Here is a 24,801-nt window from a genome sequence, read left to right on the forward strand (position 1 = left end):
CTTCCTTAGATGTCCATCGCCATCGAGAGCGCGAACGTGCGCGGCGTGGAGAGGTAGAGACTCTGATCGGAACGAGACGCCATCCAGTACTCCTTGTTGAGCACGTTGTAGACGGTGAGTCCGAACGTCGTCGGCACAGAACCGAGATTCGTCTTGTAGTTCATGCCAACGTCAAAGACGGCATTCGAGGGCACTTTGAATTTCTGATTGTACGTCCACGCAGCCCCGGCATAGGTCATACGGGCAAATGCGCTGAATTTGTCATCCGCCGTATAGCGCGCCATGAGCGTCCCGTTCCAGCGCGGCTGTCCGTCGGGCGTGCGCCCGTCCTTTGCGCCCTTTGCCGTACGCTCATAGGTCGCCTGCATATAGGCAAGTCCCGCCGCAACCGACCACTTTGGCGCAAGCCTGCCGCCGATGCCGAGCTCAATGCCGCGGTGACGCTCCTCGCCGTCCTGCTCCAAATAATCCTTCGCCGCGCCGCGATTGACGGCGATGTTGCTTGCCTGCTTAATATCAAAGAACGCAAGGGAGTAAAGTATGTCCTTGTTCGCGTACTTGACGCCAAGCTCGTTCTGCTTGGTCTTGAACGGCGGGAGAATCGTTCCTGCATTCTGATAGGAAGTGCTGACCACCGTCCCCACGTCGAAATACTCCGCGTGGCTCGCATAAACGGTGATGTCCTCTGTCGGACGATAGGAGAGCGTGTAGGTCGGCGTCGTTGCGCTCGAATCTACGCTCGACGATACGCGCCCCGTCGTGAGATTGTAAGCCTTCACATTCGAGGAGTGATGATGTACGCCGAGGATCATGTTCCATTTATTGAGGGTAATTGAATCGACAAGCGAGATGCCCTTGATGCTCGTCTTGTTGTTCATGCCGATACTGTAATCTGTCCTGGGATCGCCCGTTTGATGAAACACGCCTGTGTAGATATTGCCGGTTCCAATATTTAGCGTCGGGCTAGCGGTCGCGGCTTCCCGTCCACGCCATGCACGATCGACGGCGATCGTCATCTCGTGGTTCGCATTGCCCGTTTCGAATTTCCCCGTAAATCCCGTTTGGATATAGTTCGCGCGCTGCGGCGTCGTCGTCCGCTGATAGTTCAGGTCAAAATCCCCGTTGTCGTTCAAAATCGTGAGCGCACTGTACTGATACATCACGTTCCGGTTCAGCTTGTTCTTCAGCATTCCGGCGTTGAGGAACCACTTCCAGTCAGCGGAGAGCTTCTGCTCGTGATTGAGGATCATCATCCAGCCATAGGACTCCTTGTCCATGCCTTCGAACGAGTAGTTCCGTGACGCCTTCGGCACTGCCGGCAGTTTGGTCACGCCCGCGCCGATCTTGAACCAACGCTGTCCGCCGACGATCTGGTTCTGCCGATAGCCCGTGAAGAAATTCGTCTTGCTTTTCGCGTCCTCATGGTCGATGTTGATAAAGATGCCCGCGGACTTGACCTTTTGCCCGTCCACGGCGGTCTCGCCGTGCACTTTCTCCGCATTGAGGCGGACGCCCCATTCCTTGTTTTTGCCGAAGCGGTGCCCGAGGTCAAAATACACGCCGTTCATGCTCTGCCCCGAGTGCGTGAGGGTCATCCGCCTCAGATCCTCGGCGCCTGCGCGCTTCGTTGTGAAGTTCACAATGCCGCCCGCCGCGGTCGACTCATACTGCGTACCCGTCCCCGCAAGTCCGCTGTTCGGCCCCGAGATAACGTCTGCTCGTTCGATGACAAACATCGGCGCATTGAACTGCGTGAACATGCCCGGCACGTTGTTGACGTAGGTACTCGTTCCGTTCGCACGGAACCCGCGGTGCTGGAAATCGTTGTGCAGGATGCTGCCCGTCGGGCGGATCGACGGCGAGATCGAGAGCACGCTGTCGAGCGGCTGCGACGGATCGCCGAACGATTGGATCGTCTCCTTCGTGATGTTCGTCGTCGTGAACGGCGTCTCCATCGCGGTCTTCTCACCGAGGATGCCGACCGTTCCATCTGCCGCCGTAAAGCTCTCCGCGTTCTTCTCCGCGCGTTCTCCTTCGACGTCGACGGGGTCAAGCTCGTACGTATCGACGACATCCGTCCCCACCCCGTGGACGGTCTCTTTCTCCGCGGCAGATACATTGCTCGTCCATACCGTACTCGTCCCGAGCGCCGCGACGGCGACGGCAAGCGCCAACTGTTTTTTCGTCATGATGCAGTTTTCCTCCCCAAAATTCCCGGGCACCCCCGCGCCCGCTATACACGTAACATTCACACTGAATTTACCTATGAAGGTTAATCCAAGATAAATACCTATTGGAGTATAGCGAACGACTCCCCTGTTGTCAATCCGATTCGTGAAGTTTATCACAAACAACTTAATATTTCGTTGCTTACTTTTTATAAATAATATAGGCTCATAGAGATTATACGAAAATTTCATGTGTTTTCTGAAAAAAGATAGTAGGATTTTTCCCAAAAACAGAGAATAATAAATTGAATAGATACAGCGGGCGGTACACCGTACCGAATACGCAGCATACAGATTCGTAAGATGAGAACCGAAGACGCAGCAATGTTGCCGAACAAGCCTATATGCCGGACGCACAAACACGCGCCCGTGCAGTCTCATCACGCCCCGATGCCCCGCATCGGCGTCCGAAAGGAGAATCTGCTATGGAAACAGACAACTTGCTCAATCACCTCAAAGGATTCGACGCGGAGATTTTTGAACTTTTGCAGGAGGAGATCAAGCAGCAGCGCTACACGCTGTCCCTCGTCCCCACCGTCAACGCGATGTCGCCGCTCGCGGCATACCTCGAGGGGAGCCTCCTCACGAACAGCACGATCGAGCGCTGCGGCGGCCGCGTGAGCGCGATTGAAGAGCTGGTATGCAAGCGTGTCCGCGATCTTTTTGGCAGCGAACACGCCATCGTCCGTTTCGGCAGCATCGCCGCCGCTTCGCGCGTCGTTTTCCTCGGTCTCCTGCAGCAGGGCGACCGCGTCCTCTCGTTCAACCGGCGCAAAGAGGAGCACTGCGCGGGACTGAATTACACCTTTGAAAATTTCGGCATTGATCCCGAGACACAAAAAGTCGACTGGGACGCCGTGATGGAGCTCGCGCAGCGTGTAAAGCCGCGGCTCATCATCTTCTCCCCGGTCAGCTATCCGCGCATCCCGAACTATGCGAAACTCGCCGAGATCGCCCATGCGGTGGGCGCGTACCTCTGGGTGGACATCGGGCAAAACGTCGGGCTCATCGCCGCGGGACTGCTGCCGTCCCCCGTCGCGCACGCCGACGTTGTAACCTTCCCCACGAACGACTCGCTGCACGGTCCTGACGGCGCGGTCGTCCTCTGCAAAGAGCAGCTCGCGGGGAAACTCGACGCCGCCGTCGAGAACACAGGGCATGTCGCCCTCCACATGAACCACCTCGCGGCGCTCGGCATCGCCCTGCACGAAGCCGCGAGCGAGACGTTCCGCGCGTACGGGCGACAGGTCATCGCAAACGCCAAGGCGCTCTCCGTTTCTCTCGAGCAAAGCGGCGTCAAGCTCCTCTGCGGCGGGACGGATACGCATCTCGTCCTCGCGGTTCCCGCAGACGGAATCGGTCTCGTCGATGCGGCACATAAACTCGCGCATGTCGGCCTGCGCGTCAAAACGGACAACGTGCCGACCATGCAGGAAGGCGTAACGCTCCCCGCCCTGCGCCTTTCAAGTCTCAATCCGACGACGCGTGCGCTCAAAGAGGAGGACATGACCACCGTCGGCAAGCTGCTCGCAAAGATCCTGACCGGCGACGCCTCGGCGGATATTCCAGAGAACGTGCGGCAGGAAGTCGCCGCCCTCATCGTCATCAAACCCATCTTCTCGCGCGAATGGTATGTTGACACCGAAGGAGACGACGAGAGCGCCTTCTACGACGAATCCAACTCCGGCGCCGTCCACGAGCACGTCGCGCGCGCCCGCATGAACACGATCAAAAAACTGTTCCGCTGGAAATAAGGCGGTACTTGGAAGGGAATCAAAAAGGAGAACCCGCGCGGGTTCTCCTTTTTAGATGCTCATCTCTCGGTAATTGCCGCAGCGAGCCATTAATGATATAATTGTTGTATAACAGCATAGAAAGGACACCTCATATGAAATTGCAAAAACAACAGCCTACGCATACAGCCCCATCGCTTCACATACAGACAAGTGAGAATAACCCCATACTAGAAGAAAAGATTCGTCGTTCTTCAGAAAAGTTCATCAAGCGAAATTACCGCCTATATAAAGCACTGGAAAACAAATGAACAGTGTAAGTGGAATCATACCGGACCTTGTTCGATAAAGCCGCACAGCTCTGTTTCGGCTTAGCAAAAGGCCACCCGTTCAAGGATGGAAATAAACGTACCGCCCTGCACAGTATGCTTGTATTTTTGGACGTAAACGGCATCTCTATAGACTACGATGAAAATGAAATGGAAGAATTGATTCTCTCAGTCGCCGTTGGTGATATGACAAGCTCGCAGCTATCCGTATGGCTGCAAAGACATGCAATAGATAATACATGAGACCCGCCCCGACGGACATACCGTCAGGGCGGTTTTTGTATGCGTATAAAGGACTCAGAACGCGCAGTTCACACCGACGAGGAAACTGCGCCCCGTCGTGTAGTAGACGCCGCTGTTCGTAAAGTCGCGGCGGTTGAAGAGGTTGTCCACATCGAACGTGCCCGTGACGTTCGGCGTGAACCGATAGGCGAGGTGAAGGTTCGAGGAGAGGAGATTGCCGGAGATGTGCGTGAAGGTCACCTGTTCGTTCCGCGTCCCGTTATAGCCGCGATCGCCCCAATAGCTGAGGTTCAGCGCCGCCGTGAGGGCGCGGTTCTCATAGTTCACGCCCGCCGTCAGCTGGTAGCGGCCGAGCGCACGCTGCCACGGCTGCCCCTCCTTGTACTTGCGCTCGGGATTGCCGACCGTAACGCCTACGTTCCAGCCGAAGTGCGCGTCCCTTTCCTCGGCATACGAGAGTTCGACGCCCGTATTGCGGTACGACGCGGCATTTGTCTGATACGTGACTGCACCGTCCTTGACCCCGACGATCTGATCGCTGACATTGATGTGGAAGATCGCTGCCGTAAAGCGCCGTTTGCCCGCATCGTACTTATACCCCGCCTCATAGTTCCAGCCGGATTCCGGCTTGAGGTTCGGGTTCGGCCGCATCACCGCGCTCGCATAGTAGAGGTTGCGGAAGTTCGGCATACGGAAGAACTTTCCGACGCTCGCATAGGCGGCGCTGTCCCTGCCAAGCCGCGTCGTCACCTGCACCTGCGGCAGGAATGCCCGGTAGTCCCCTGCCGTCGACTTCACCCAATCCTGCCGCATGCTGAGAATCGCTGCCGTGACGGGGCTGAGGTCGCGGTCATACGAGGCGAGCAGCGAGTATTCGTTCATCGCGTAGGGGCCGAACTTCGCATAGGGTCTGAGCGCACTTGAGCTGTCGCGCCAAGTAACATATTTTTGATTCTGATCGACATACGTCTGCCGCTTGACCGAGAGCCCGACAAGCGTCGTACTCACATCGTTTTTCCAGACTTTCTTGATATCCGTGCCGAAATGCCGATGTATACTCTTCTCCCACTCCACAACGGAAGGATTAACGACGAAGTGGTCGGGATTTGAAATCGAGCGGACGTTATAGAACGCGTCTGCCGTCCACCCATTCGAGTCATGATAGTTCACACTTGCAAAATGCTCGTCGTCATCGTAGCTAAACAATTGGAGTAGATTTCCTGCCTCGTCGCGGGACTGAATGGAGTGATTTTTCCCATTATACATGTAAGAAAATCGCGTTCGCTCGTTGATCTTATATGTCAAGTGAACGTGATCCTTGCGGCTTGCGCCAAATCCATACACAAACGGGGTCGGTATCCCGTTGATCTTTGTCTTCGCCTGTACGGTTGACAAAATCCCCGTCTCGCCGTACCGTGTTTGACTGAGGGCGAGCCCGACGGGGCCGAGGTCAAACGTCGCGGCATAGACGCGCTGCCCGCGGTCGCCCGCGGCAATCCGCGCCGCGTTCTTGTACGCGCTCTTCGTGATGACGTTGACGACGCCGCCGAACGCCTCGGAGCCGTAGAGCACGGAGCCGCCGCCCCTGACGACCTCGACGCGCTCGACCGTGTCGAGCGTCAGCATGTCGAGATGGCTGACGTTGTTAAAAGACGCGGGAATCCCGTCGATGAGCACGAGCGTCCCATTCTCGATGCCGCGCAGATTGACGCCCGCATTCCCCGTAATCCAGCTCTGATTGTCGGGTCCCATCTGGGTAAAGTGGACGCCGTTCTTGTATTTCAGTGCGGAAATCACGTCGTGCGCGCCCGTCTTCTTTAGTTCCTCCGCCGTGTAGACGGCTGCGTCTGCGGGCGTATCAAGCGTGGGCTTTTCATAGCCCTGCGCCGTGACGTTGACATCCGCCGTCTGTACGATATCCGGCGCGTCCTCGCGCGCCGCCGGTTCTGCCGCGTGCGCCGTCACGGGCAGCAGCCCCGCGAGTGCGCAGACGCCAAGCATCCGTTTCTTTGTTGTCATCCTGATTCTTCCCTTTCTCATACACATATTCAGCGCGCGAGCCCCTCAACCACCGAGAGATGGCGGTGCACGGGCAGCGGGACGATGTCGCCGTACGCCGCGTGCGCGATGTCCTGCGCGCCGAAAATCATATCCTGCGAGGCGTTGTAGATGTAGCCCTCGTGCGGGCGCGCAATCCGGCGGTCACGAATCGCCCGCACCGTTTGGAGCGCAGGGTCGCCGAGGTATTCCCGGTTGAACTTCTCGATGTCGTAGCTGCCGTGGTCGTTCCAGACGGGCACGATGAGGACATCCGGATTCACCGCGACGATGTGCTCCTTCGTGAGCGCCTGTCCCGCTGTGAGCCCGATTTCCGCCGCGCCGTTCGTGACGCCCGCCATGCTGCACAGCTCGTCAAAGAGGCCTCCGCGGCTGCCGTAGGTCGGCGACATAGAGATGACGACGACCGTCTTACGCGCCTCCTGCGGCACCTCTCTGAGCCTCCCGGCAAGCGCCTCCCGCTCCGCATCGAAGAGCCCAATGAGCGCCGCGCCCTTTTCCTCCTCGCCGAGCGCGGCGGCAACGAGCCGGACGGCCGCGTGCAGCTCCTCGGCGTTATGTGGTTTCCTGCAGGCGACGACGCGGATGCCAAGCTCGGGCAGCGTCTGCGCGGGTCCCGCGTCGATGTCGGCGTCGAGGAACACGACGTCGGGATGCAGGGCGAGCACGCGCTCGGCGGACGGGTGATTGATTTTCTCCGCGATGCCCTCGGCGATATCGACGATGTTGGAGCTGTTCGGGTCGTCCGCCATATGGTCGATGCCGACGAGGCGCTCCGGCGGGAGCATCCCGAGCACGATATCATCCAGCCATAAACCGTAGTTCAGAATCCGCACGGGCTTTTCTTCGAATGCGACCGCGCGCCCCTGCGCGTCCGTCACCGTATAGCCCGATGCCTGCTCGGGCGCGGTTTTCCCGCATCCCATCGCCAATAGGAGCAGCAGCGCGCCGAGCAGCAGGCTCCCTCTGCGGAGCAATCCCTCCATCATCTTCTCCTTTGCCATGCGGTCACGGCCTCAAGAGCCGCACATGCTTGTATCCGTCTTCGACGCTGACACACGTCCGGACGCCGTACATCGCGGCGATATTCTCCTCGGTCAGCACGTCCTGCGCCGCCCCGCACGCGAATACGCGCGCGTCCCGCAGCATGAGCAGACGGTCGCAAAAGAGCGAGGCGAGGTTGAGGTCGTGGATGGTGAGGAGGATGGCGATGCCCTCCCGCTTTGCAATCTCCGTGATGAGCTGCAGGATGAAGAGCTGATTGTAGAGGTCGAGGCTCGCGGTCGGCTCGTCAAGGATGATGACGCGCGTTTCCTGCGCCAGCGCCCGCGCGATAAAGACGCGCTGGCGCTCGCCGCCGCTCATCTCCTTGATGTTGCGCAGAGCGAACGGTTCGAGCTCCATGCGCCGCATCACCTCGAATGCAATCTCTTCGTCCCGCGCCGTATAGCGGTGTCCCGCGTAGGGCAGCCGCCCCATGAGTACGGCCTGCAGCGCCGTCATGCCGAAGGACGCCGTGTTGTACTGCGGCACATAGGCGATGCGTTTGGCAATCTCCCCTGCGCCGAGCGACGACAGATCTTCGCCTGAGATGTGCACTGTCCCACTCTGCGGCCGCAGGAGGCGCGCGACGCACCGCAGGAGCGTCGTCTTGCCCGTGCCGTTGGGGCCGAGGAGCCCGAGCACCTCGCCCGCCCGGAGCTCAAGCGACACATCGTCGAGGATTTTTCTTTCCGCCTTGTAGCCGAAGGTCAGATGCTCCGCCGCAAGGATCACCTTCGTACTCATTCGAACTCCTTTCCCCTGCGCAGGATGAGATGGATGAAGAGCGGCACGCCGAAGAAGGAAATCACGATGCCGACGGGCACGGTCACAGGGTAGAGAATGAGTTTCCCGACCGTGTCCGAAACGAGGAGGAGCGCCGCGCCGAGCACGCAGGTAAAGGGCAGATAGAAGCGGTGATCCGTCCCGATGAGAAACCGCGCCATGTGCGGTGCGATGAGCCCAACGAATCCGATGACCCCCGTAAAGCTGATGATCGCCGCCGTCATAAGGACTGCCGCGAGCCCCACGATCGTCCGCAGACGTGCGGGATTCACGCCGAGGCTGACGGCGGTCTCGTCGTCACTTGTCGCCATGACGTTCAGCGGCAGGCAATAGAACATCGCGACGGCAAAGCCAAAAGCGACAATCAGCGCGCCGATGACAACATAGTCCCACGAGGCGCGGTGGAGCGACCCGAACGTCCACTGAATGACCGCCGCGAGCTTATGCTCCTGTGCAAAGAACTCGAGCGTCGCCGTGAGCGCGCTGAAGAAGTAGTTCAGCGCGATGCCGACGAGTACGAGCGTCGTCGGTGTGAGCCCTGCACGCTGCGCAATGCCGTAGACAAGCGCGCCGCACACACAGGAAAGCGTGAACGCGGAGAGGATGATGCCGAGATCCGTGTCCATCGCCGTTCCTGCGGCAAATACGATGCAGATAGAGGCGCCGAGCGCCGCCGCCGAAGAGATGCCGAGCGTAAAGGGGCTGACAAGATAGTTGCGCGTGATGGACTGCATAAGCGCACCCGCAAGTGCAAGCCCCGCCCCGCGACGATCGCGAGCAGGATGCGCGGCAGGCGCAGCAGCAGAATAATCTTATTCGTCGCCGCATCCGCACCGCTCCCCGCCGTGCCGCCTGCCCACTGCTCGATTGCGGACACCGTTTGCGACATCGGAATCTCCCGCATCCCGATGGTCGTGAATGCATAGGCAGCGGCGAGCACCGCGAGGATGCCCCCGCAATCATCAGCCGCTTGCGCCGGTTCTTTTCATGATAGGCCTGTGCGAGCATGGCTTATTCACTCAGCGGGAACGCGGGATAGGTGTGCCCGCTGACATACGGCAGGTGCTGATATTTCTCGAGCCAGACCTTGAAGATATCCTCGGGATGAAGGTCGGGGAGCTGCTCGGGATAGAGGAACTTCGCGATGTACATGGTGCCGACGAGTTTCGAGGCGCCGCCGTGCACATAGTGCGAAAGAAGGAGAATCCTTTGATTTTTCACCGCGTCGATGGTATCCCAGCCCTTGCGCGACTCCAGTTCGTGCAGGATGCGCGCGTGATCCTCCTGTGTCGGCGGGATGTACGAAGAGTTCACCTTCGGCTCGGAGACCTTGACGATGTAGGCGGGATTGCGCTCAATGACCGCCTCGGGGTTCACCTGCGGGTTCGCCGCGTCGCCGAAGATGTTGTGTGCACCCGAATACTCTACCATGTCGTAGAAATAGTTCCCCGGCACGGTCGTATTGCCCTCGGTACGGTACTCAAAATAAAGAGATTTCTTCGGCACATCCTTGGTCTGCCGTTCGATGTAGTCTAGTTTCTCCATAAAGAAATCCGAGAGTTCCTGCGCTGCGGCTTCCTTGCCGAAGAGCTGCCCAATCAGCGCACAGTTGTCCCGGAACTCGCGCGTGTAGTAGGCGTCCACGACGATGACCGCGATGCCGAACGGGGCGAGTTTTTCCTGCGCGTCCTCCCAGCCGCCGTTGCCCGTCAGGATGAGCGCCTGCGGGGCGAGCTCGATAATCTTCTCATAGTTCAGATTGCCCTGGTTCGCCCCGATGACCTGCTCCTGCTTGAACTTCCCCTTGAATCCCGCCTCGTCGTTGAAGATGTAGTTGTCGACGCCGACGACGGTATCGAGCGCGCCGACGGCGTTGATGAGCTCTGCGTTGTAGGCGTTCGAGACGACGACGCGCGTCAGCGGATGCGGCACGGTCACGCTGCGCCCGATGCTGTCCGTCACGGTAATCGTATCGACGCTCTGCCCCGCGCTGTCCTGCGCCGCGTCCTTGCCGCAGCCGAGCATGAGCAGCGCGCAGAGAAGGAGCGCGCAGAATGCGTTGATGCTGTATTTTTTCATAATCCCCTCACAAAAAAGGGAACCCGCCGCCCCCGCAGCGAATCCCCTGTTTTTCCATTTAGATATCCATCGTCATCGACAGGACGAGGCTGCGCGGATAGCCCTGAATCCCAAAGTTATAGGTCGGGCGCGACATCCAGTAGTGCTTGTCGAAGAGGTTGTACGCCGTGAGGCTGAGCGCCGCGGGTACGGTGCCGAATTTCGTCTTGTACGTCACGCCGAGGTCGCAGGTGAGATACGAAGGCACGTTCAGCTTGCGCGCGTCCCCCGTGTAAATCGGCGCGGAGCCGGAGTAAATCGCGCGCGCAAACGCCGTTAGCTGCGCATCCGGCGCGTACTCGACAGCGAGCATACCGCTCCAGTCCGCGACGCCCGCCACAGCCTTGCCGTTATAGCCCGTATTCGTCTGCTGCTCCGTCGTCAGGTGCATCAGGCCGCCCGTCAGCGTCCACTTCGGCGCGATTTGGCCGCTGACGCTCAGTTCGACGCCCTTGAATTTATTCTTGCCCTCCATGACGCGCGTGGGGTTCGGGTCGCCGGTGTAACGCACGTCAATCGTGCGGTCCTGTTCGATTTGGAAGACGCTCAGCCCCGCGAGGACGCCGCGCCGACGGTACTTAACGCCAATCTCGTTCTGCTTGGTCTTGGCAGGGGAAAGCATCGCGCCCGTGTTCATAAAGCCGCTGCCGACGACATTCCCCTTATCAAAGCTCTCAGAGTGGTTCGCATAGATGCTGAGGTCATCCGTCGGGCGGTAGACGATGCCGAACGTCGGGGAGTTCGCGCTGCTGCTGACCGTCGTGCTGCGCGCGCGATTATAGCCGGAGTCTGCAGCATAGGACGTCGCCTTGACGCTGTGATGGTGAATGCCCAGCAGGGCAGTCGCTTTCCCATATTCGACGGTATCGGTCAGCGATACGCCCGAGTAAGTCGTCACGCCGGACTTAATCGCCCCGCGGACAGAGCCGGGCGCATAGTTCCACGTCACGCTGCGCACGCCGCCGCTGAGGCTCCCCGACATATTGCCGAAACTCGGAACGGCATTCCCATACGCCCCGTTCCGTTCATAGCCCCAGTAGGCATGGTACCAGTCGCGGTCGAGCGCCAGCACGACGTCGTTTTTGACATCGCCGACATGGAACGTCCCGCGCACGCCGAGCTGCGTATATGCGTTGCGCAGGCCGTACGGATACGTCCACAGCGTATTATAGAAATCGCCCGCCTCATTGCGCATGAAGAGCTTGCTCGAGGAGGTCATCACGTAGCCGCTGCCGTAGTTGCGGCTGTACCCGGCGTTAAAGAAGGCCTTCCACGTATCGCTCAGTTGCTGCTCGTGATTGAGCACGGCCGTCCACGTCTTCACCTCGATATGCTGCCCCGGGAAACTGTAGTTGCGCTTGCCGCTCGGCGCCGACGGCAGACGACTCCCCGTATAGAGATTCGCCCCCGTACCGCTGAAATCGAAATAGCGCTGGCCGCCCTCGTCCTTCGTATAGCGGTAGCCCATGAAGAGATTCGTTGTGCTGCGGCGCCCCGCATGGTCGAGGTTGATATAGAAGTCGCGCGTCGTGAGCTTCTCGCCCTTGACCGCCGTCTTGCCCTGAATGTTCTCCGCGTTAATGCGCAGCCCCCACGCCTCGTTTTTGCCGAACCGCCTGCCGATGTCGACAATCTCGCCGAGCGCTCCACCCGTGCTCACCGTCTGCGTATAGGTGAGGCGCTCCTTGCCGTACGCCGCGCGTTTCGTCACGAGATTGACCGAGCCGCCCGCGGACTCCGAGTTCGTCGAGCCGTGAACGCCGATGACAGGCCCCGAGATGACCTCCATGCGGTCCACGAAGTTCGACGGCATATTCGTCTGGGAGAACATGCCCGGCACGCCGTTGACCTTGAACTGATACGCGTTCATCGGGAATCCGCGCATGGAGAAGTCGTTGTACATCGTGCTGCTGCTCGTGCGCACGGACGGCGACATGAGCAGCGCGCTCGTCAACGGCTCAACTGCATCCCCGTACTGCGCGAGCGCCTTGTTCGTGATGTTCGTCTGCGTGAAGGGAACCTCCATCACGTCCTTCGTTCCGAGGAAGCCTGTGCCGCCCGTACTGCTCGTGAGACTGTTGGCCTCCTCGCTCCGCTCCCCTTCGACATCGACAGGATCGAGTTCATAGGTATCGACGGCATCCGTCCCCCCCCCGTGGACATCCTGCTTCTCTGCAGCAGATACACCGCTCATCCACACCGCATTCGTACCGATCGCCGCGATGGCGACGGCAAGTGCCAGCTGTCGTTTCGTCATGATGATATTTTCCTCCTCCAAAGTTCCCCTGAGCGCCCCCCGCGCCCTCTTCCCTATGCATTGCTTTCCTCCATCGTACGCACTAAAAAAACACTGCCGTTCTGTCCATCGCAGAATGCAGTGGCAGCGCCGCCCTGTCGTGCATCCGCACACAAAGGGCACCGCTCCCGGCGTACGAGATTCGGTAGGTCTTCCGGCTCTGCGTCATCGTCCGCCCCGTCTTCCCGCTCGCGCAGTGACATGGTGGGGCATCCTCGGCATTACGGCGGCGGGACCGCATCGGTTTCACACCGATTTCCCTGTTACCTCCTTTTCACAAGGAGCACCGAACCTGCTTATGAAGTTAAAAATGAATAAATACTTATTGAAGTATAACGAATACTAATCCTATTGTCAACCACGAAAACCGCGGACTCCACAACGACCGGGGCATCCTCCCTGCTGATCGGGAATGACCGCATCTGCATCACACAGAAGCACAGGCATTCCGGAAGACGTTCTACCTCTTCAAAAGCACGCCCTGCATATTCACCGCCGCCCCCTCTTCTCCTGCGCCGCGCGCCATGATCCGCAGTTCGCTCAGGCAAAGGCGGCTCCGGTCATCCAAATCGATCTGCATCTCACGTGTGAATCTGTTTACACCGTTTCCCGCACGATGTTCGCGCGCATACGCCAACGCCTCCGCGACGTACGCCGAAACATCGCAGTGCTCCTCTGCGCCCGCCCCCTTTTCCACAACGAGCACGCCGTCCCTGACAGGCGTATCCGAAAACACATAGGCTTCCTGCCATCCGGCCACCGGAACGAAGGCAGGATCGGGCGGGGTGAAAAGGAACCAATCGACAGTGTCTTCTCCCTCATAGCTGCGGCGCAATTCCGCGAGCGTATCGTTCATGCCCGGCGTCTCGAGGAACGCCGTCTGACCTCGCTCCGTCAGGTACTCCGAGGCGCTCAGCAATTTTTCCTGCGCCTCCGGCGAAAGAGCAGGGTTCCCCACGACAGTGCCGTCCCTTATCATATCGTTTTCCTCAAGAACGCTCCAAAGGCGTGCCTCCTGCGTACGCAGCGGGATGTCGAGGATGCTCAGCGGCGTCAGCGCGGACACGGCGATCATGACCGCCAGGACAAGGAACGCCGGGCGCGGAGAACTGCGCCGGAACGCACATATGAGCAGGAAAATACCGAACGCCGTGCAGAGGATGGATGCGTACCGAGGAGCGGTAAGCCCATACGGCGCGATCCGCTGGCATACGGCCACGGCCTGCACTGCAAGAATCGGCAGAAAGACCGGCAGCCCGCGGTGCAGAAAGGACTTCAAAAAGGGGTGCCGTTCATCCCCCGCAAAACAGACAAAAAACACGGCAAAGGCAAGGAGCGCCAGTGAGGCAAACCAATTCATCATGCCGACGGGAATCTCCCACAGGAAGATGATCTTCGCCACGTAGAGATAGAGAATAACGAGCAGGATGAGACAGGCAGGCCAAAGGATGCGCACGAGCAGCACGCGGAAAAGTGCGGGCATCTCCGCTCTTTGCCCGTACACGGGCAGACCTGCAAGGGCGACCTGTCCCCCTGCAAAAATATAAGAGACCTCCGCAATCAAGAAATACAGCAGCGTCAGCAAGTTCGGCGGCACTGAAACGATCAGCGAATCAAATGCCATGAGGCAGATATTCAGCGATGCGGTCAAGAGTGTGCCGACAACGGCAGCCTTGCACAGAGAAAATATGACAAGCGGAGCGGAGCGCCCCTCCTCTTCGCCCTCCAGACAATAAAGTCCAAAAGCCGCAAAGGAGAGCGCAGCGCCGAGGGTTTGGAGCAGGATGTACGGCACCGTCCAGCTGTGCCCCCGCACAAGAATGAAGACTGCGGCACATACGGCGGCTGTAAGGATCGCCTCCACACGTCGGTGTTCCTTGCCGCGTCTCTCAAAAAAGAGGTGCAGCGAGACGGCAAAAATACAGCCGACTGCAGCGGCCGCCGCCGCGGAACCGGCCTCTTCCAAATACCAAGCCTCCGCCTCGTATATTTCGCGATAGGTAAATGCTCCAAGACATAGGAGCAGCACGACATCCGCCGCCACTGCGGTGCGGAACCGCCGCGCGCCCGTACGCACGGTTTGGCACAGATTTTTCCACAGCTTCTCGACCCTCATCTTGCACCTCCTCTTGTATATATTCTTCTGCACGCGCAGTCTTTCCTTCCGCAGGCGTCCTTTTTTAACAATAGGATCTCACACCATATAAAAATTTTTTCGCTTCATTTCGAAAGTTTTCATTACATATATTATATTATAGTAGATAAATGATTTTTATCACGCCTTAGCAGGGAGTTCAATGTTGCTCGGGCTTCCGGGATTTTTCCATATCACGTCCTGAAGTTCCATAAATAATTTTTTCTTATTATAGTTTTAGACTATGTTTTTTATACTAAAATATTATGTCGGCTGCAAAGGAAAATAAGAAGGATTTGAAAAAGAGATAGAGAATTAAGAATTTCGTCAAAGAAAGTTTCTGTAATATATTTCAGAAACTAAAGTTATGAACTGATGAATGGAGATGAATCAATGGATGCAGCAATGCTGACATTAGGGGTTCTCGCGGTGGCGGCGATTCTCTTCGCCACTGAGATTATCCCGCTCGCCGTTACCGCGATGGGCGCGGCGATCTCGCTGGGACTGTTAGGCGTGCTAACACCCGCACAGGTATTTTCCGGTTTATCTAATTCCACCGTCGTTCTGTTTGCCGGTATGTTCGTCATCGGCGCCGCGATGTTCCAGACGGGACTCGCACAGAAAATCGGTATCGCTGTCGTGAAGAAGTCCGGCAGCAGCGAGGCGCCTCTGATGGCGGCAATCATGTTCATCACGATTGTCCTCTCGTCGGTCTCCTCGAACACGGCAACGGTCGCCTGCCTCATGCCGGTCGTGATCCAGATCTGCGCGGCGGCAAAGGTGCCTGTCTCTCCGCAGCTCATGGCGCTCGCCGTCGCGGCGAACGTCGGCGGTACGATCACGATGGTCGGCACGCCGCCGAACATCCTCATGAGCGCAACGCTTCAGTCCAGCGGGCTCCAGCCGTTCGGCTTCTTCGAATTCGCATGGATCGGCATTCCGCTCTCCATCGCGGGTATGGCGTACATGCTCACGATCGGCCGTAAGCTCTGCCCGCAGCACATGGTACAGGGTCTCAGCACAGATGACGCCGACGCAGCGATCGAAAAAGAGGAGAAGACGAACGCGAGCAAGATGTATGTCTGCGCCGCCATCCTTATCGCTGTTATCGCCGCGATGGTCTTTGAGAAAGAACTCAACGTTCCGATGCATATGTCCGCCATCATCGGTGCACTCATCTGCGTATTGACGGGCTGCCTCAACGAGAAACAGGCGTATCAGGGCATCGACTGGACGACGATCTTCCTCTTTGCCGGTATGCTTCCCCTTGCGAGCGCGATGGACAAGACGGGCGCAGGCGCGCTCATCGCGAACTTCGTCGTCAGCCTCATGGGCGACGCCCCCTCGCCGTACGTCATCATCTTTGCGATGTTCGTACTTTCCTGCGGTCTGACGCAGTTCATGTCGAACACGGCGGCGGCGGCTCTGCTCGCGCCGATCGCAATCTCGATCGCGGAGACCGTCGGCGTCTCGCCGTACCCCGTGGTCATGGCGATCGGTATCGCTGCATCCTGCGCGTTTACGACGCCGGTTGCGACCCCGCCGAACACGCTCGTGCTTGGTCCCGGCCAGTTCCGTTTCATGGACTACGTCAAGGTCGGCGTGCCGCTCGTCGTGGTCTCGCTCATCGTCTGCCTTGTCGTCATTCCGCTGGTATGGCCGATCGCGAAATAAAAATCGGTAAGATATGAGTGACCAATGCTTTTCATTGTGCTATACTAGGAATATACAGCGCCGATTTGAAGGCGAGAAAATCACCGTATGGCAAGTGGCCTCCCCGCGGGGCGTTTGACTCTGCCGGATATGTGAGGAGAACTGACGATGAAAAAGAAAGAGTTGCTCAACCATCTGAAATCGTTCGACGAGGAGATCTACACACTGCTCGAAGATGAGGAACAGCGCCAGCGCTACACCCTCTCCTTCCTGCCGAATACCAACGCTATGTCACCGTTCGCGGCGTATCTCGAGGGGAGCATCCTCACGAATAGCATCTTTGACCGCCACGACGAAACGGCAATCGGGGGCATTCATCTCGAATCCATTGTGCAAACGCGCGCCCGGACGCTGTTCGGCAGCGACCATGCGATTGTGCGGCTTGGCAGTATCGCCTCCGCCTCGCGGGTCGTCTTCCAGGGCTTGCTCCAGCCGGGCGACTGCGTTCTCTCTTTTAACCTGCGCAAGAAAGATCACAGCACGGGGCTCTCGTACGTGTTCGAGAATTACGGCATCGATTCTTCGACGCAGCAGATCGACTGGGGCGAGGTGCGTGCGCACGCAGAGCGTGTGCGTCCGCGTCTCATCATCTTCTCGCCGGTGAGTTATCCGCGCACGGTAGACTACCGCATTCTCTATGAGATCGCGCAGTCCGTGGACGCCTATCTCTGGGTGGATATCAGCCAGTGCGTCGGACTCGTTGCGGCGGGGCTTCTGCCCTCGCCCGTGGCGCTCGCTGATGTTGTGACCTTCTCGACATCCGAATCTCTGCGCGGTCCCGACGGCGCGGTCATCCTCTGCAAGCGCGACATCGCCGCCTGCATGGACGCCGCCATCGTCAATACGGGACATGTCGCCCTCCATATGAACCACCTCGCGGCGCTCGGCGTCGTGCTGCGCGAAGCGGCGAGCGAAAAGTTCCGCCGCTACGGGGAACAGGTGCTCAAAAACGCCGAAGTCCTCGCGCGCGCCCTTGCCGACCATGGAGCCTCGGTGCTCTGCGGCGGTACGGATACGCATCTCGTGCTCGCCTCCGCGACGGGCAGTGTGAATATGGACGAAGCGTCGAGCGTGATCAATCGCATGGGTATCCGCGTCCGTGTGGAAGACATCCCCACGATGAACCCCGGACTGTTCCTCCATGCGCTGCGTCTCTCGACGTCCAATCCGACAACGCGCTCGCTCAAGGAAGAGGATATGGCGTACATCGGTCTGCTCCTTGCAAAACCGCTGACACAGATCCTCTCTCCCGAAGAAATTGAGCAGTCACATCAAGAGATCGTCGCACTCGTCAAGGACAGCCCCATCTCCTCCGAGGAGTGGCTGGGCGAAAGCGACGATACATAATCGCAGCATATAGAAACTGCCGTACCAAGGCGCAGCGCTTCGGTACGGCAGTTTTTTATATCCAAGACTCCTTAGTACGTTCAAGGATTCACAAGCCATGTGACAAAATAAACCGTCAGAGGGATGGTGATGCAGGATATGCCGATCACGTCGACACAGAAGCCGGTACGGATCATCTTCGTGATGGGGATATATCCGCTCGCATAGACGATCGCGTTCGGCGGCGTCGATACGGGGAGCATAAATCCGAGCGCGCCGAGGGCAACGCCAACCGCCACGGGAATGGGGTTGAATCCCGCGGAAACCGCCGCGGTAATCGCAAGAGGGCCAATCATATTGGTCGCCGCCGTGTGACTGGTCAGCTCGGAGAAGAAGAGCGTCATCACGGCAAATAGCGCGATCAGCGTGACCTGCGAAAGATCGCTCCCGAGGTTCTCGATGATGAGGTCGCCGAGCCATGTGGAAAGCCCCGTCTTATACATCATGCCGCCCATCGAAAGCCCGCCGCCGAAGAGTACGAGCGTCCCCCACTCGATGCCGCCGGAAGCGACTTTCCAATCCATTGTGAAATGATGCTGTTTGAACCGAATCGGCAGCAAAAAGAGCAGCAGCGCGCCTACCATCGCGACAACGGCTTCAGAAAACAGCTCATTGTAGGTTTTCAGCAGCGGATCGGACGGCTCCAGCACGATGGAGAGAATCCCGGGCAGCACCCAGAGGAACACGGCGAGAGAGAAGCCGACCAGCGTGTTTTTCTGTGCGCGCGTCCACGGGCCGAGTTCCGCGATCTTTTGCCGGATGAACTCCTCCGCGCCGTCGATCTTTTCGACGTCGGCGGGGAAGAAGTGCATGAGGATCACCGAGGCAAGAATAAAATATGAGACCATTGCGATCGCGCCCCAGACCATCCATTCAAAAAACGAGATGTGGATGCCCGCCATCTGATCGAGAAAGCCGAGCATGATGAGGTTCGGCGGCGTCCCGATCGGAGTGAGCACACCGCCGATGGAGCAACCGTATGCGGTCATAAGCATGAGCCCGGTTGCGTACTTGTAATCGTGCAGATCGATTTTTCGCCCGTTGACGCCGAACATTTCCTGAATGGATTTGAGCAGGCCGAGGCAGATGGGGAACATCATCGCCGCCGTCGCCGTATTGCTGACCCATCCCGAGCAGAGGGCGGCGGCAAGACCGACGGCAAGGAAGATGCGGCGCGGATTCGAACCGACCCACGGGCGCGAGAGGAGCCAATAGGCAAAGCGTTTGTCAAGACCGTGCTCCATCATCGCCGTGGCGAGGATGAACCCGCCCATGAAGAGGAATATCATTGGATTGGCGAACGCAGCATATGCCGTCGCGGCAGGCACGACGCCCGTGACCGCCGCAAGCGTTGGGCCGAGCAAGGATGTCGCAGGGATCGGGATGGGCTCCGTGATCCACCAGAGCGCCACAAGCACCATGATGGCGAGCAGTTTGTGCGCCTCAAGAGAAATCGCGTCGATCGGCGTCAGAAAGACGAGCATCGCGAGCACGGGTGCTCCGAACAACCCGACCATGCGGCGCTTGCGGTCAAAAGCCTGTTCCGCTTCCTTGACGGCAAGCGCTTCTTTACTCATGTTCTCCAAGTTAAACACGCCTCCTCATATAAAATTGTTATGAGCAATCCGCCCTAAGCACTATACTAACAAAAGATTACAATAATTTCAATAACTAATATTCATTATACAAAAGTTTCATAATAGCTATTATTTATATGCATAGTGATGTATGTCCCTCCCCCATGCCCGTCTCTCCGTTCTAGTAGTTCTAAAGGCATACAAAGAGCCCGCCGCGGATGCGTCCGCAACGGGCTTTTCATGGATATATTGCAACATATGTTTCGCTATGCTATACTGTATATAAGGCACTGCTAACTACGGTAGGCGGTCTTCTTCCCCCTAACAATATATAACAGGGGGGTGATTGGTATGAACATCTATGAGTTCCTCACCGTGCTCGTGTTGCTCCTCTCCGGCATTATTGCGATAAAAGCATAAGAATACTCCGCCTGACGTTCCCCAACAATAGGCGGAGTTTCTTGCATCTATGAGGGGGACAGCCGCTTATCTGCAGTGCCCTCTTTTTATACTTGTATTGTATCACCGTCGGAGCAAATCGTCAAGTTCCCGCGATCCCAATGATCTCTTTGCGGATATAGCCCTCACGGACGCCTGAGTCGCTGTAGAAAATATCCTCGGCGGCGAAGGTTTCGGCAAGCACCCGGGCGATGATCATGCCGGGAACGATGTTATGCAGACGGTCGGGCGCGGCGCGCAGGAGGAGTACGGCCCGCTCCTCGTCAAGAGGTGTCGCCGTGCTGAACATCTCTATGAGCTGCGGGATCGCAACTGCACGCAGTACGCGCGGTACGGCATCCGTATGCAGGAGTTCATACATGCGGCTCGCACTGCTGAGAACGCCGCCCAGACCCAGTATATGACGCGCACGCAGAGCGCATACGCCGGGGAAGTCCGCAAGAACGGCGCGCACTGCTTCCTCCATTCGGCGACATTCCTCACGCGTTGGCAGCAGGTCTGCAACATGCTCCCGGCGCAGTGCAAGCGATCCGATCGGCAGGCTATAACGCGCACCCATACGATCATCCGCATAGGAGACGATCTCCGTACTGCCGCCGCCGATGTCCATCATGATGCCGTCCGGATACGGGATGCTCTGTACGGCGCCGATGAAGTCATACGCCGCCTCTTCGTCCCCCGAGATGATGCGGATCCGCACGCCCGTGCGGCGCGCAAGCTCCTCACAAACAGCGCGGCTGTTCGTCGCTGTGCGCAGCGCTGCGGTCGCAAAAGCATGAACACTGCGGATATCAAAAGTCTCGATATAGCTCCGGAATCCGCGCAGAATCCTGACCGTTTTCTCAATGCCGTCACGCACAAGCCGCCCTTTTTCCAGATACGCGGCAAGCCCGACGGTATATTTCCGCTTCATCAAGAGGTCGAACGAACCTCCCTCGATGCGGTAAATCGCCATGCGTATGGTATTCGAACCGATGTCGATGATCGCGTGCAGCATGGGCATCCCTCCCTCCGATTCCCCTAGATTATACGATAAAGAAAAGTGGTTCGCAACCGTTCCGGTGGTTCGGAACAATACGGACACGCGCAATAAAAAGAATTGCCGCAAAGACGCATACCATCTCTGCGGCAATTCTTTTTTGCGCTCTATTATTTTTCCTGCGGTACTGCGCCCGGCACGGCGTAGATCGGCGGCTCGGTGTCCTCCGTGAGGCGGTGCATCCCGAACATGGTCGTCAGCGTCTCGCGCGTGAACCCGTAGGATGGACTTGAAAAGTCCTGCAGGGGGTCGTAGCGGTTGCTCGGTGCGCCGAGCAGCCCGCAGACAGTGTCATACATCATATCGTTCGTGAAGTACGCTTCGCGGCGCGATGCCAGGATCTCGCTGCGGCGCGGGAACGCGGCGCGGTACTCAGGCGAGAGGTAGATGAAGAACGGGATCTTCACCATATCGAACTTGAACACGTCCGGATTGTGCGAGATCTTGAGATTCTCGCCGTGGTCGGAGAAATAGACCATGGCGCGCAGGTTGAGGTTCTTCTGCGCATAGTCGAAAATCTCTTTGAGGATATGGTCGGTGTAGAGGACGCTGTTCGCATACGACGGCGCGCTCGTCATTGTGGAGTCGCCCGCCGCCGATTCGAACTTCGCCCACTCACCGGGATAGCGGTTGTTGTAGTAGATGTGACTGCCCATGAGGTGCAGGACGATGAAATTGTTCGCGTGCGGATCGATGCGCGTGAGATACGGGAGGAGTTCTTCGTCGTATTTCGACGTAAAGGTATAGGAGTCGTCCGTCCACTCCGCCTCGTCCGCCGTCTTTGCGACCATCGTGATGGCGCTGTCAAACTGTCCGTAGCGCCCCTGATTGCTGAACCAGTAGGTCTTGTAGCCGATTTTTTTCGCGACGTCGAGGAGCGATGCAGACTCGAAGAACTCCTTGTCGTTGTACTGGCTCTTCTCCGTGAGCGCGCGTTCGAGGACGGGGACGGTCTGCGTCCACGAGGAATAGGTATTTTGATAGAGGATAAATCCGGGATTCTGCGTCATCTCCTCCATCCACGGTGTATCGTCGTACGGGAAGCCCGGCGTGTAGATATGCATGTAGTCGCGCGAAGCGGACTCGCCGATGATGAAGATGACCGTGCCGGGCGCGCGTGCGGCGAGGGTGTTCTCCCTGTCGATGATGAGCGAGTCGTACCGCTCGTCCCGGTGGAGACCGTAGGTCTGCGTCTGCTCCACATAGTCCGTGACGTCCTTGTAGACGCCCGCGATGGAGCACTCCGGAATGAGTGTGATATGGACGGCGGCGGCGATGATCATGACAAGAAGGAGCGCGCCCATGCGCGTCCCCTCCGCCGCAGGATAAATGCTGCGCCCGAGCGCGAGAAAGCTCCGATAGGAGAGATAAATCAGTGCCAAGAGCCCGATCGTGATAAATACTGCGGGCACAGTGCCGACCGTGGATTCGATGTAGTCCCCCGCCTCGTGCCAGTTCGTCAGGTAGAGCGCCATGAGCGAGGCGGGCGAGAGCGCGTGCCAGACAGTCATGTAGTACGCGATCTGCGTCATTGGAATAAGCGCCATGAGAAAGGATAGAATCGCAAGGAGTGCGGCGGTCAGTTTTTTCCGCCCGAGATGGAAGAGGACGCCGCCGAGCGCCGCGAGCATCATCATCTGCCCCGTGCCGATGAGGAAGTCATAATAGATGAGCGAGCGGTACCAGTCCTGCGCGTACGTCCACGCGTAGAGCAGAGGGAACGTGACGCTCCAGAGCACGCCCGTGACGAGCGGCGCGCACATGCCGCGCGAGAAGATAGAGACGCCCGTGCCGTACTGCATGAGCACGAGCGCCCCGAGAATAGGAATGAGCGCGGGTACAAAATACTCCGCGCCCATGTCCTGCCCCATATTGATGTCGGCGGCGATGAGCATGAGGAAATATGCGCCCGCCGCCGCGGTATAGCGGATCAGTTCGTTCTGCCGCTCAACAGTGAGTTTCATAACGGTTTGCATCTACTCCATGATAAAAATTTCCAGTTCCTGCCATCCAAAGAAAATGGCTTCTTCGTGCGTGTCGAACGCAACGTCGATGCGGTTGCCGTGAATCGCGCCGCCGACGTCCTCCGCGACCGCTTCGCCGTAGCCGGGGATAAAGACCCGCGTGCCGAGGGGGATCACCGACGGATCGACGGCGATGACGCCGTGCCGCACGGGCGTCCCCATCGCCGTACGGCTCCCGTTGCCGGGGTCGTGCGCGCTGTACGCCGTCGCCGAGACGAAGAGGGAGCGCCCGCTGCCGCGGCTCACCTGCTCGGAGCGCTCGTCCCGGATGCCGAGTGCAACGGGATCATACGGGACGCCGCCCGAGAGGACGAGATAGGTCGCCTCGCCGCAGATGCCGTCCACGACGAGCATGTGATCGGTCTGGCATCGTTCGATCGCCGCGCGCGTCTTTGCGCCCGCAACGCCGTCCGCACCGCCCTCTTCAAGGTAGCCCGCCTTTATGAGAAGCTCCTGCACATGCTGCACGGCGCCGCCGCGCATCCCCTCCTTCACGAGGATCTGCGCCGCCTCGGCGGGTGCATGGATCGCGAGGGGGGCAGCGAGGGCAATCGCCGCCCCCGCGATGATCCCGCGCCGAAAATGTTTTCTCTCACGGAGTTTCCGTACGCCCCAAAGGAGTCCTTTTGCCGCCAAAAGCAGTTTCCACACCTGCATCTATCATCGCGCTCCCTTCTTTTCTGTTCCTTTAATTTGGTTATATTTTACTATAAAGCGCGCTCCACGTCAAACCGGAGCAAACGCAAGCGCAGACGCGGCGGGTATCAACCCGTCCTCCGCCGCATATGCGTAGAACCGGCGCAGCCCCGCGATCGTCTCCGCATCGAGCCGCCATACGACGGCATTGCCGAGGTATGCCGAGAGCTGTGCGTACGTGAGCTGTCCATCCGCAAGCACCTCGCCGATCGCCGCATCCCGCACGCGCGCCCAGTCGTCGAACGCCCCCTGGATGCGTGCATGGATCATGCGGAGCTCCGCCGGATGCGCCGCTGCAAAGGAGCGTGCCGCCGCCCAGATGCCGAACACCATGCGGTGCCCCGTGAGGAGCTTCCACTCGTGCGCGAGGTCATAGATACGGCAGCCCGCAGGTGGACGGTGATAGAGCTCGAGCGCATCGTCCCCGATGAACAGGGATGCCGCCGCCCCGTCCGGCACGGGATCTGCAGGCGTGAGTGCACGCACCTCATAATCGGGCGCGGCACGGTACGCACGGCGCAGAATGATTTTGAGCAGCGCATGGGATGATGCGGATTTATCCGAAAGCAGAACGCGCCGCGTGCCGATCTCCTCGGCGGGAACCCGCGAGACGAGAAGCACGCTGCGTACATCGCCGTCAGACGCAATGCAAACATCGGGCAGAATGAGGAGCTCGTCTGCGTGCTGCGCATAGGTGATCGAGGAGATCCCCGAGACGTCGAGCCCCTTCTCTTCGAGTGCACAGTTCAGCCGGGCGGGCGATGCGCGCAGAATATCAAGCCCCTCCGCCGCCCCATGCGCAAGCGCATACGTCAGCGGCAGCACATTCAAAAACGCGATATGCCCGAGTCTCGGCGTCACATTCCCGCCCCCGTTCTCATTCCATTTTAGCCTGACAGCATATATTATACTACATCATGCAGGGAAAATATAGTATTTAG

General features: G+C 58.6%; 18 protein-coding genes and 1 riboswitch. Of the genes, 5 read left to right on the forward strand and 13 right to left on the reverse strand.

Features of this window, described 5'->3' with window-relative positions:
* Positions 1-5: 5 nt before the first annotated feature.
* Entirely contained in the window at positions 6-2,189 is a 2,184-nt protein-coding gene (locus HMPREF9162_RS11105; protein ID WP_037350648.1) for a TonB-dependent siderophore receptor, read from the reverse strand.
* A 464-nt stretch (positions 2,190-2,653) separates the two neighbouring features.
* Between HMPREF9162_RS11105 and HMPREF9162_RS11110 the strand changes: the two genes are divergently transcribed.
* Positions 2,654-3,982, forward strand: coding sequence for a serine hydroxymethyltransferase (locus HMPREF9162_RS11110; RefSeq protein ID WP_009439356.1), 1,329 nt, complete (start codon positions 2,654-2,656; stop codon positions 3,980-3,982).
* 299 nt (positions 3,983-4,281) lie between these two features.
* On the forward strand, positions 4,282-4,533 hold the full coding sequence (locus HMPREF9162_RS11115; protein WP_009439415.1) for a type II toxin-antitoxin system death-on-curing family toxin: 252 nt from the start codon (positions 4,282-4,284) through the stop codon (positions 4,531-4,533).
* Positions 4,534-4,587: 54 nt separating this feature from the next.
* On the opposite strand, the gene HMPREF9162_RS11120 is transcribed toward HMPREF9162_RS11115, so the two are convergent.
* The 4 genes from HMPREF9162_RS11120 to HMPREF9162_RS11135 are packed head-to-tail and all read right to left on the reverse strand — an operon-like array spanning position 4,588 to position 9,152.
* A complete protein-coding gene (locus HMPREF9162_RS11120; protein WP_009439466.1) occupies positions 4,588-6,552 on the reverse strand; it encodes a TonB-dependent siderophore receptor in 1,965 nt (654 codons plus the stop codon).
* A 29-nt stretch (positions 6,553-6,581) separates the two neighbouring features.
* Positions 6,582-7,595 (reverse strand): ABC transporter substrate-binding protein, encoded by a 1,014-nt coding sequence (locus tag HMPREF9162_RS11125; protein ID WP_009439386.1) that lies wholly within the window; start codon positions 7,593-7,595, stop codon positions 6,582-6,584.
* Between the two features lie 4 nt (positions 7,596-7,599).
* A complete protein-coding gene (locus HMPREF9162_RS11130; protein WP_009439309.1) occupies positions 7,600-8,379 on the reverse strand; it encodes an ABC transporter ATP-binding protein in 780 nt (259 codons plus the stop codon).
* Complete coding sequence (locus HMPREF9162_RS11135; RefSeq protein ID WP_009439529.1) at positions 8,376-9,152, reverse strand: iron ABC transporter permease; 777 nt, start codon at positions 9,150-9,152, stop codon at positions 8,376-8,378. Before HMPREF9162_RS11135 ends, HMPREF9162_RS11130 begins: the two co-directional genes overlap by 4 nt.
* Positions 9,153-9,200: 48 nt before the next feature.
* Between HMPREF9162_RS11135 and HMPREF9162_RS12830 the strand changes: the two genes are divergently transcribed.
* Entirely contained in the window at positions 9,201-9,344 is a 144-nt protein-coding gene (locus HMPREF9162_RS12830; RefSeq protein WP_254655394.1) for a hypothetical protein, read from the forward strand.
* An 85-nt stretch (positions 9,345-9,429) separates the two neighbouring features.
* On the opposite strand, the gene HMPREF9162_RS11140 is transcribed toward HMPREF9162_RS12830, so the two are convergent.
* The 3 genes from HMPREF9162_RS11140 to HMPREF9162_RS11155 form a co-directional block, all read right to left on the reverse strand.
* Positions 9,430-10,497 (reverse strand): ABC transporter substrate-binding protein, encoded by a 1,068-nt coding sequence (locus HMPREF9162_RS11140; protein ID WP_009439495.1) that lies wholly within the window; start codon positions 10,495-10,497, stop codon positions 9,430-9,432.
* Between the two features lie 58 nt (positions 10,498-10,555).
* Positions 10,556-12,793, reverse strand: coding sequence for a TonB-dependent siderophore receptor (locus tag HMPREF9162_RS11145; protein ID WP_037350704.1), 2,238 nt, complete (start codon positions 12,791-12,793; stop codon positions 10,556-10,558).
* A gap of 165 nt (positions 12,794-12,958) precedes the next feature.
* A riboswitch (cobalamin riboswitch) is annotated at positions 12,959-13,138 on the reverse strand.
* A 154-nt stretch (positions 13,139-13,292) separates the two neighbouring features.
* Positions 13,293-14,948 carry a DUF4153 domain-containing protein gene (locus HMPREF9162_RS11155; RefSeq protein WP_009439367.1) on the reverse strand — a complete coding sequence of 552 codons (1,656 nt, stop codon included), beginning with the start codon at positions 14,946-14,948 and terminating at the stop codon, positions 13,293-13,295.
* A 411-nt stretch (positions 14,949-15,359) separates the two neighbouring features.
* Between HMPREF9162_RS11155 and HMPREF9162_RS11160 the strand changes: the two genes are divergently transcribed.
* Together HMPREF9162_RS11160 and HMPREF9162_RS11165 are read left to right on the forward strand one after the other, a co-directional pair.
* Complete coding sequence (locus tag HMPREF9162_RS11160) at positions 15,360-16,640, forward strand: SLC13 family permease (protein WP_009439306.1); 1,281 nt, start codon at positions 15,360-15,362, stop codon at positions 16,638-16,640.
* A gap of 147 nt (positions 16,641-16,787) precedes the next feature.
* Positions 16,788-18,026, forward strand: a complete 1,239-nt coding sequence (locus HMPREF9162_RS11165; RefSeq protein WP_009439383.1) for a hypothetical protein — start codon at positions 16,788-16,790, stop codon at positions 18,024-18,026.
* Between the two features lie 80 nt (positions 18,027-18,106).
* Here HMPREF9162_RS11165 and HMPREF9162_RS11170 read toward each other — a convergent pair whose 3' ends face one another.
* From HMPREF9162_RS11170 to HMPREF9162_RS11190, 5 genes are all read right to left on the reverse strand, one after another.
* Complete coding sequence (locus HMPREF9162_RS11170; protein WP_175282279.1) at positions 18,107-19,642, reverse strand: DASS family sodium-coupled anion symporter; 1,536 nt, start codon at positions 19,640-19,642, stop codon at positions 18,107-18,109.
* A gap of 541 nt (positions 19,643-20,183) precedes the next feature.
* The gene (locus HMPREF9162_RS11175) at positions 20,184-21,098 is read right to left on the reverse strand and encodes a phosphatase (protein ID WP_009439308.1); all 915 of its coding nucleotides are present in this window, start codon (positions 21,096-21,098) and stop codon (positions 20,184-20,186) included.
* Positions 21,099-21,250: 152 nt separating this feature from the next.
* The gene (locus HMPREF9162_RS11180; RefSeq protein ID WP_037350707.1) at positions 21,251-23,104 is read right to left on the reverse strand and encodes a phosphoethanolamine transferase; all 1,854 of its coding nucleotides are present in this window, start codon (positions 23,102-23,104) and stop codon (positions 21,251-21,253) included.
* Positions 23,105-23,116: 12 nt separating this feature from the next.
* On the reverse strand, positions 23,117-23,821 hold the full coding sequence (locus HMPREF9162_RS11185; protein ID WP_009439412.1) for a 3D domain-containing protein: 705 nt from the start codon (positions 23,819-23,821) through the stop codon (positions 23,117-23,119).
* Positions 23,822-23,890: 69 nt separating this feature from the next.
* Complete coding sequence (locus HMPREF9162_RS11190) at positions 23,891-24,721, reverse strand: menaquinone biosynthetic enzyme MqnA/MqnD family protein (RefSeq protein ID WP_009439315.1); 831 nt, start codon at positions 24,719-24,721, stop codon at positions 23,891-23,893.
* Positions 24,722-24,801: the final 80 nt, after the last annotated feature.

Origin of the sequence: Selenomonas sp. oral taxon 137 str. F0430 (assembly GCF_000183625.1) — a bacterium.
In the GTDB taxonomy this organism is placed as follows: Bacteria; Bacillota; Negativicutes; order Selenomonadales; family Selenomonadaceae; genus Centipeda; species Centipeda artemidis.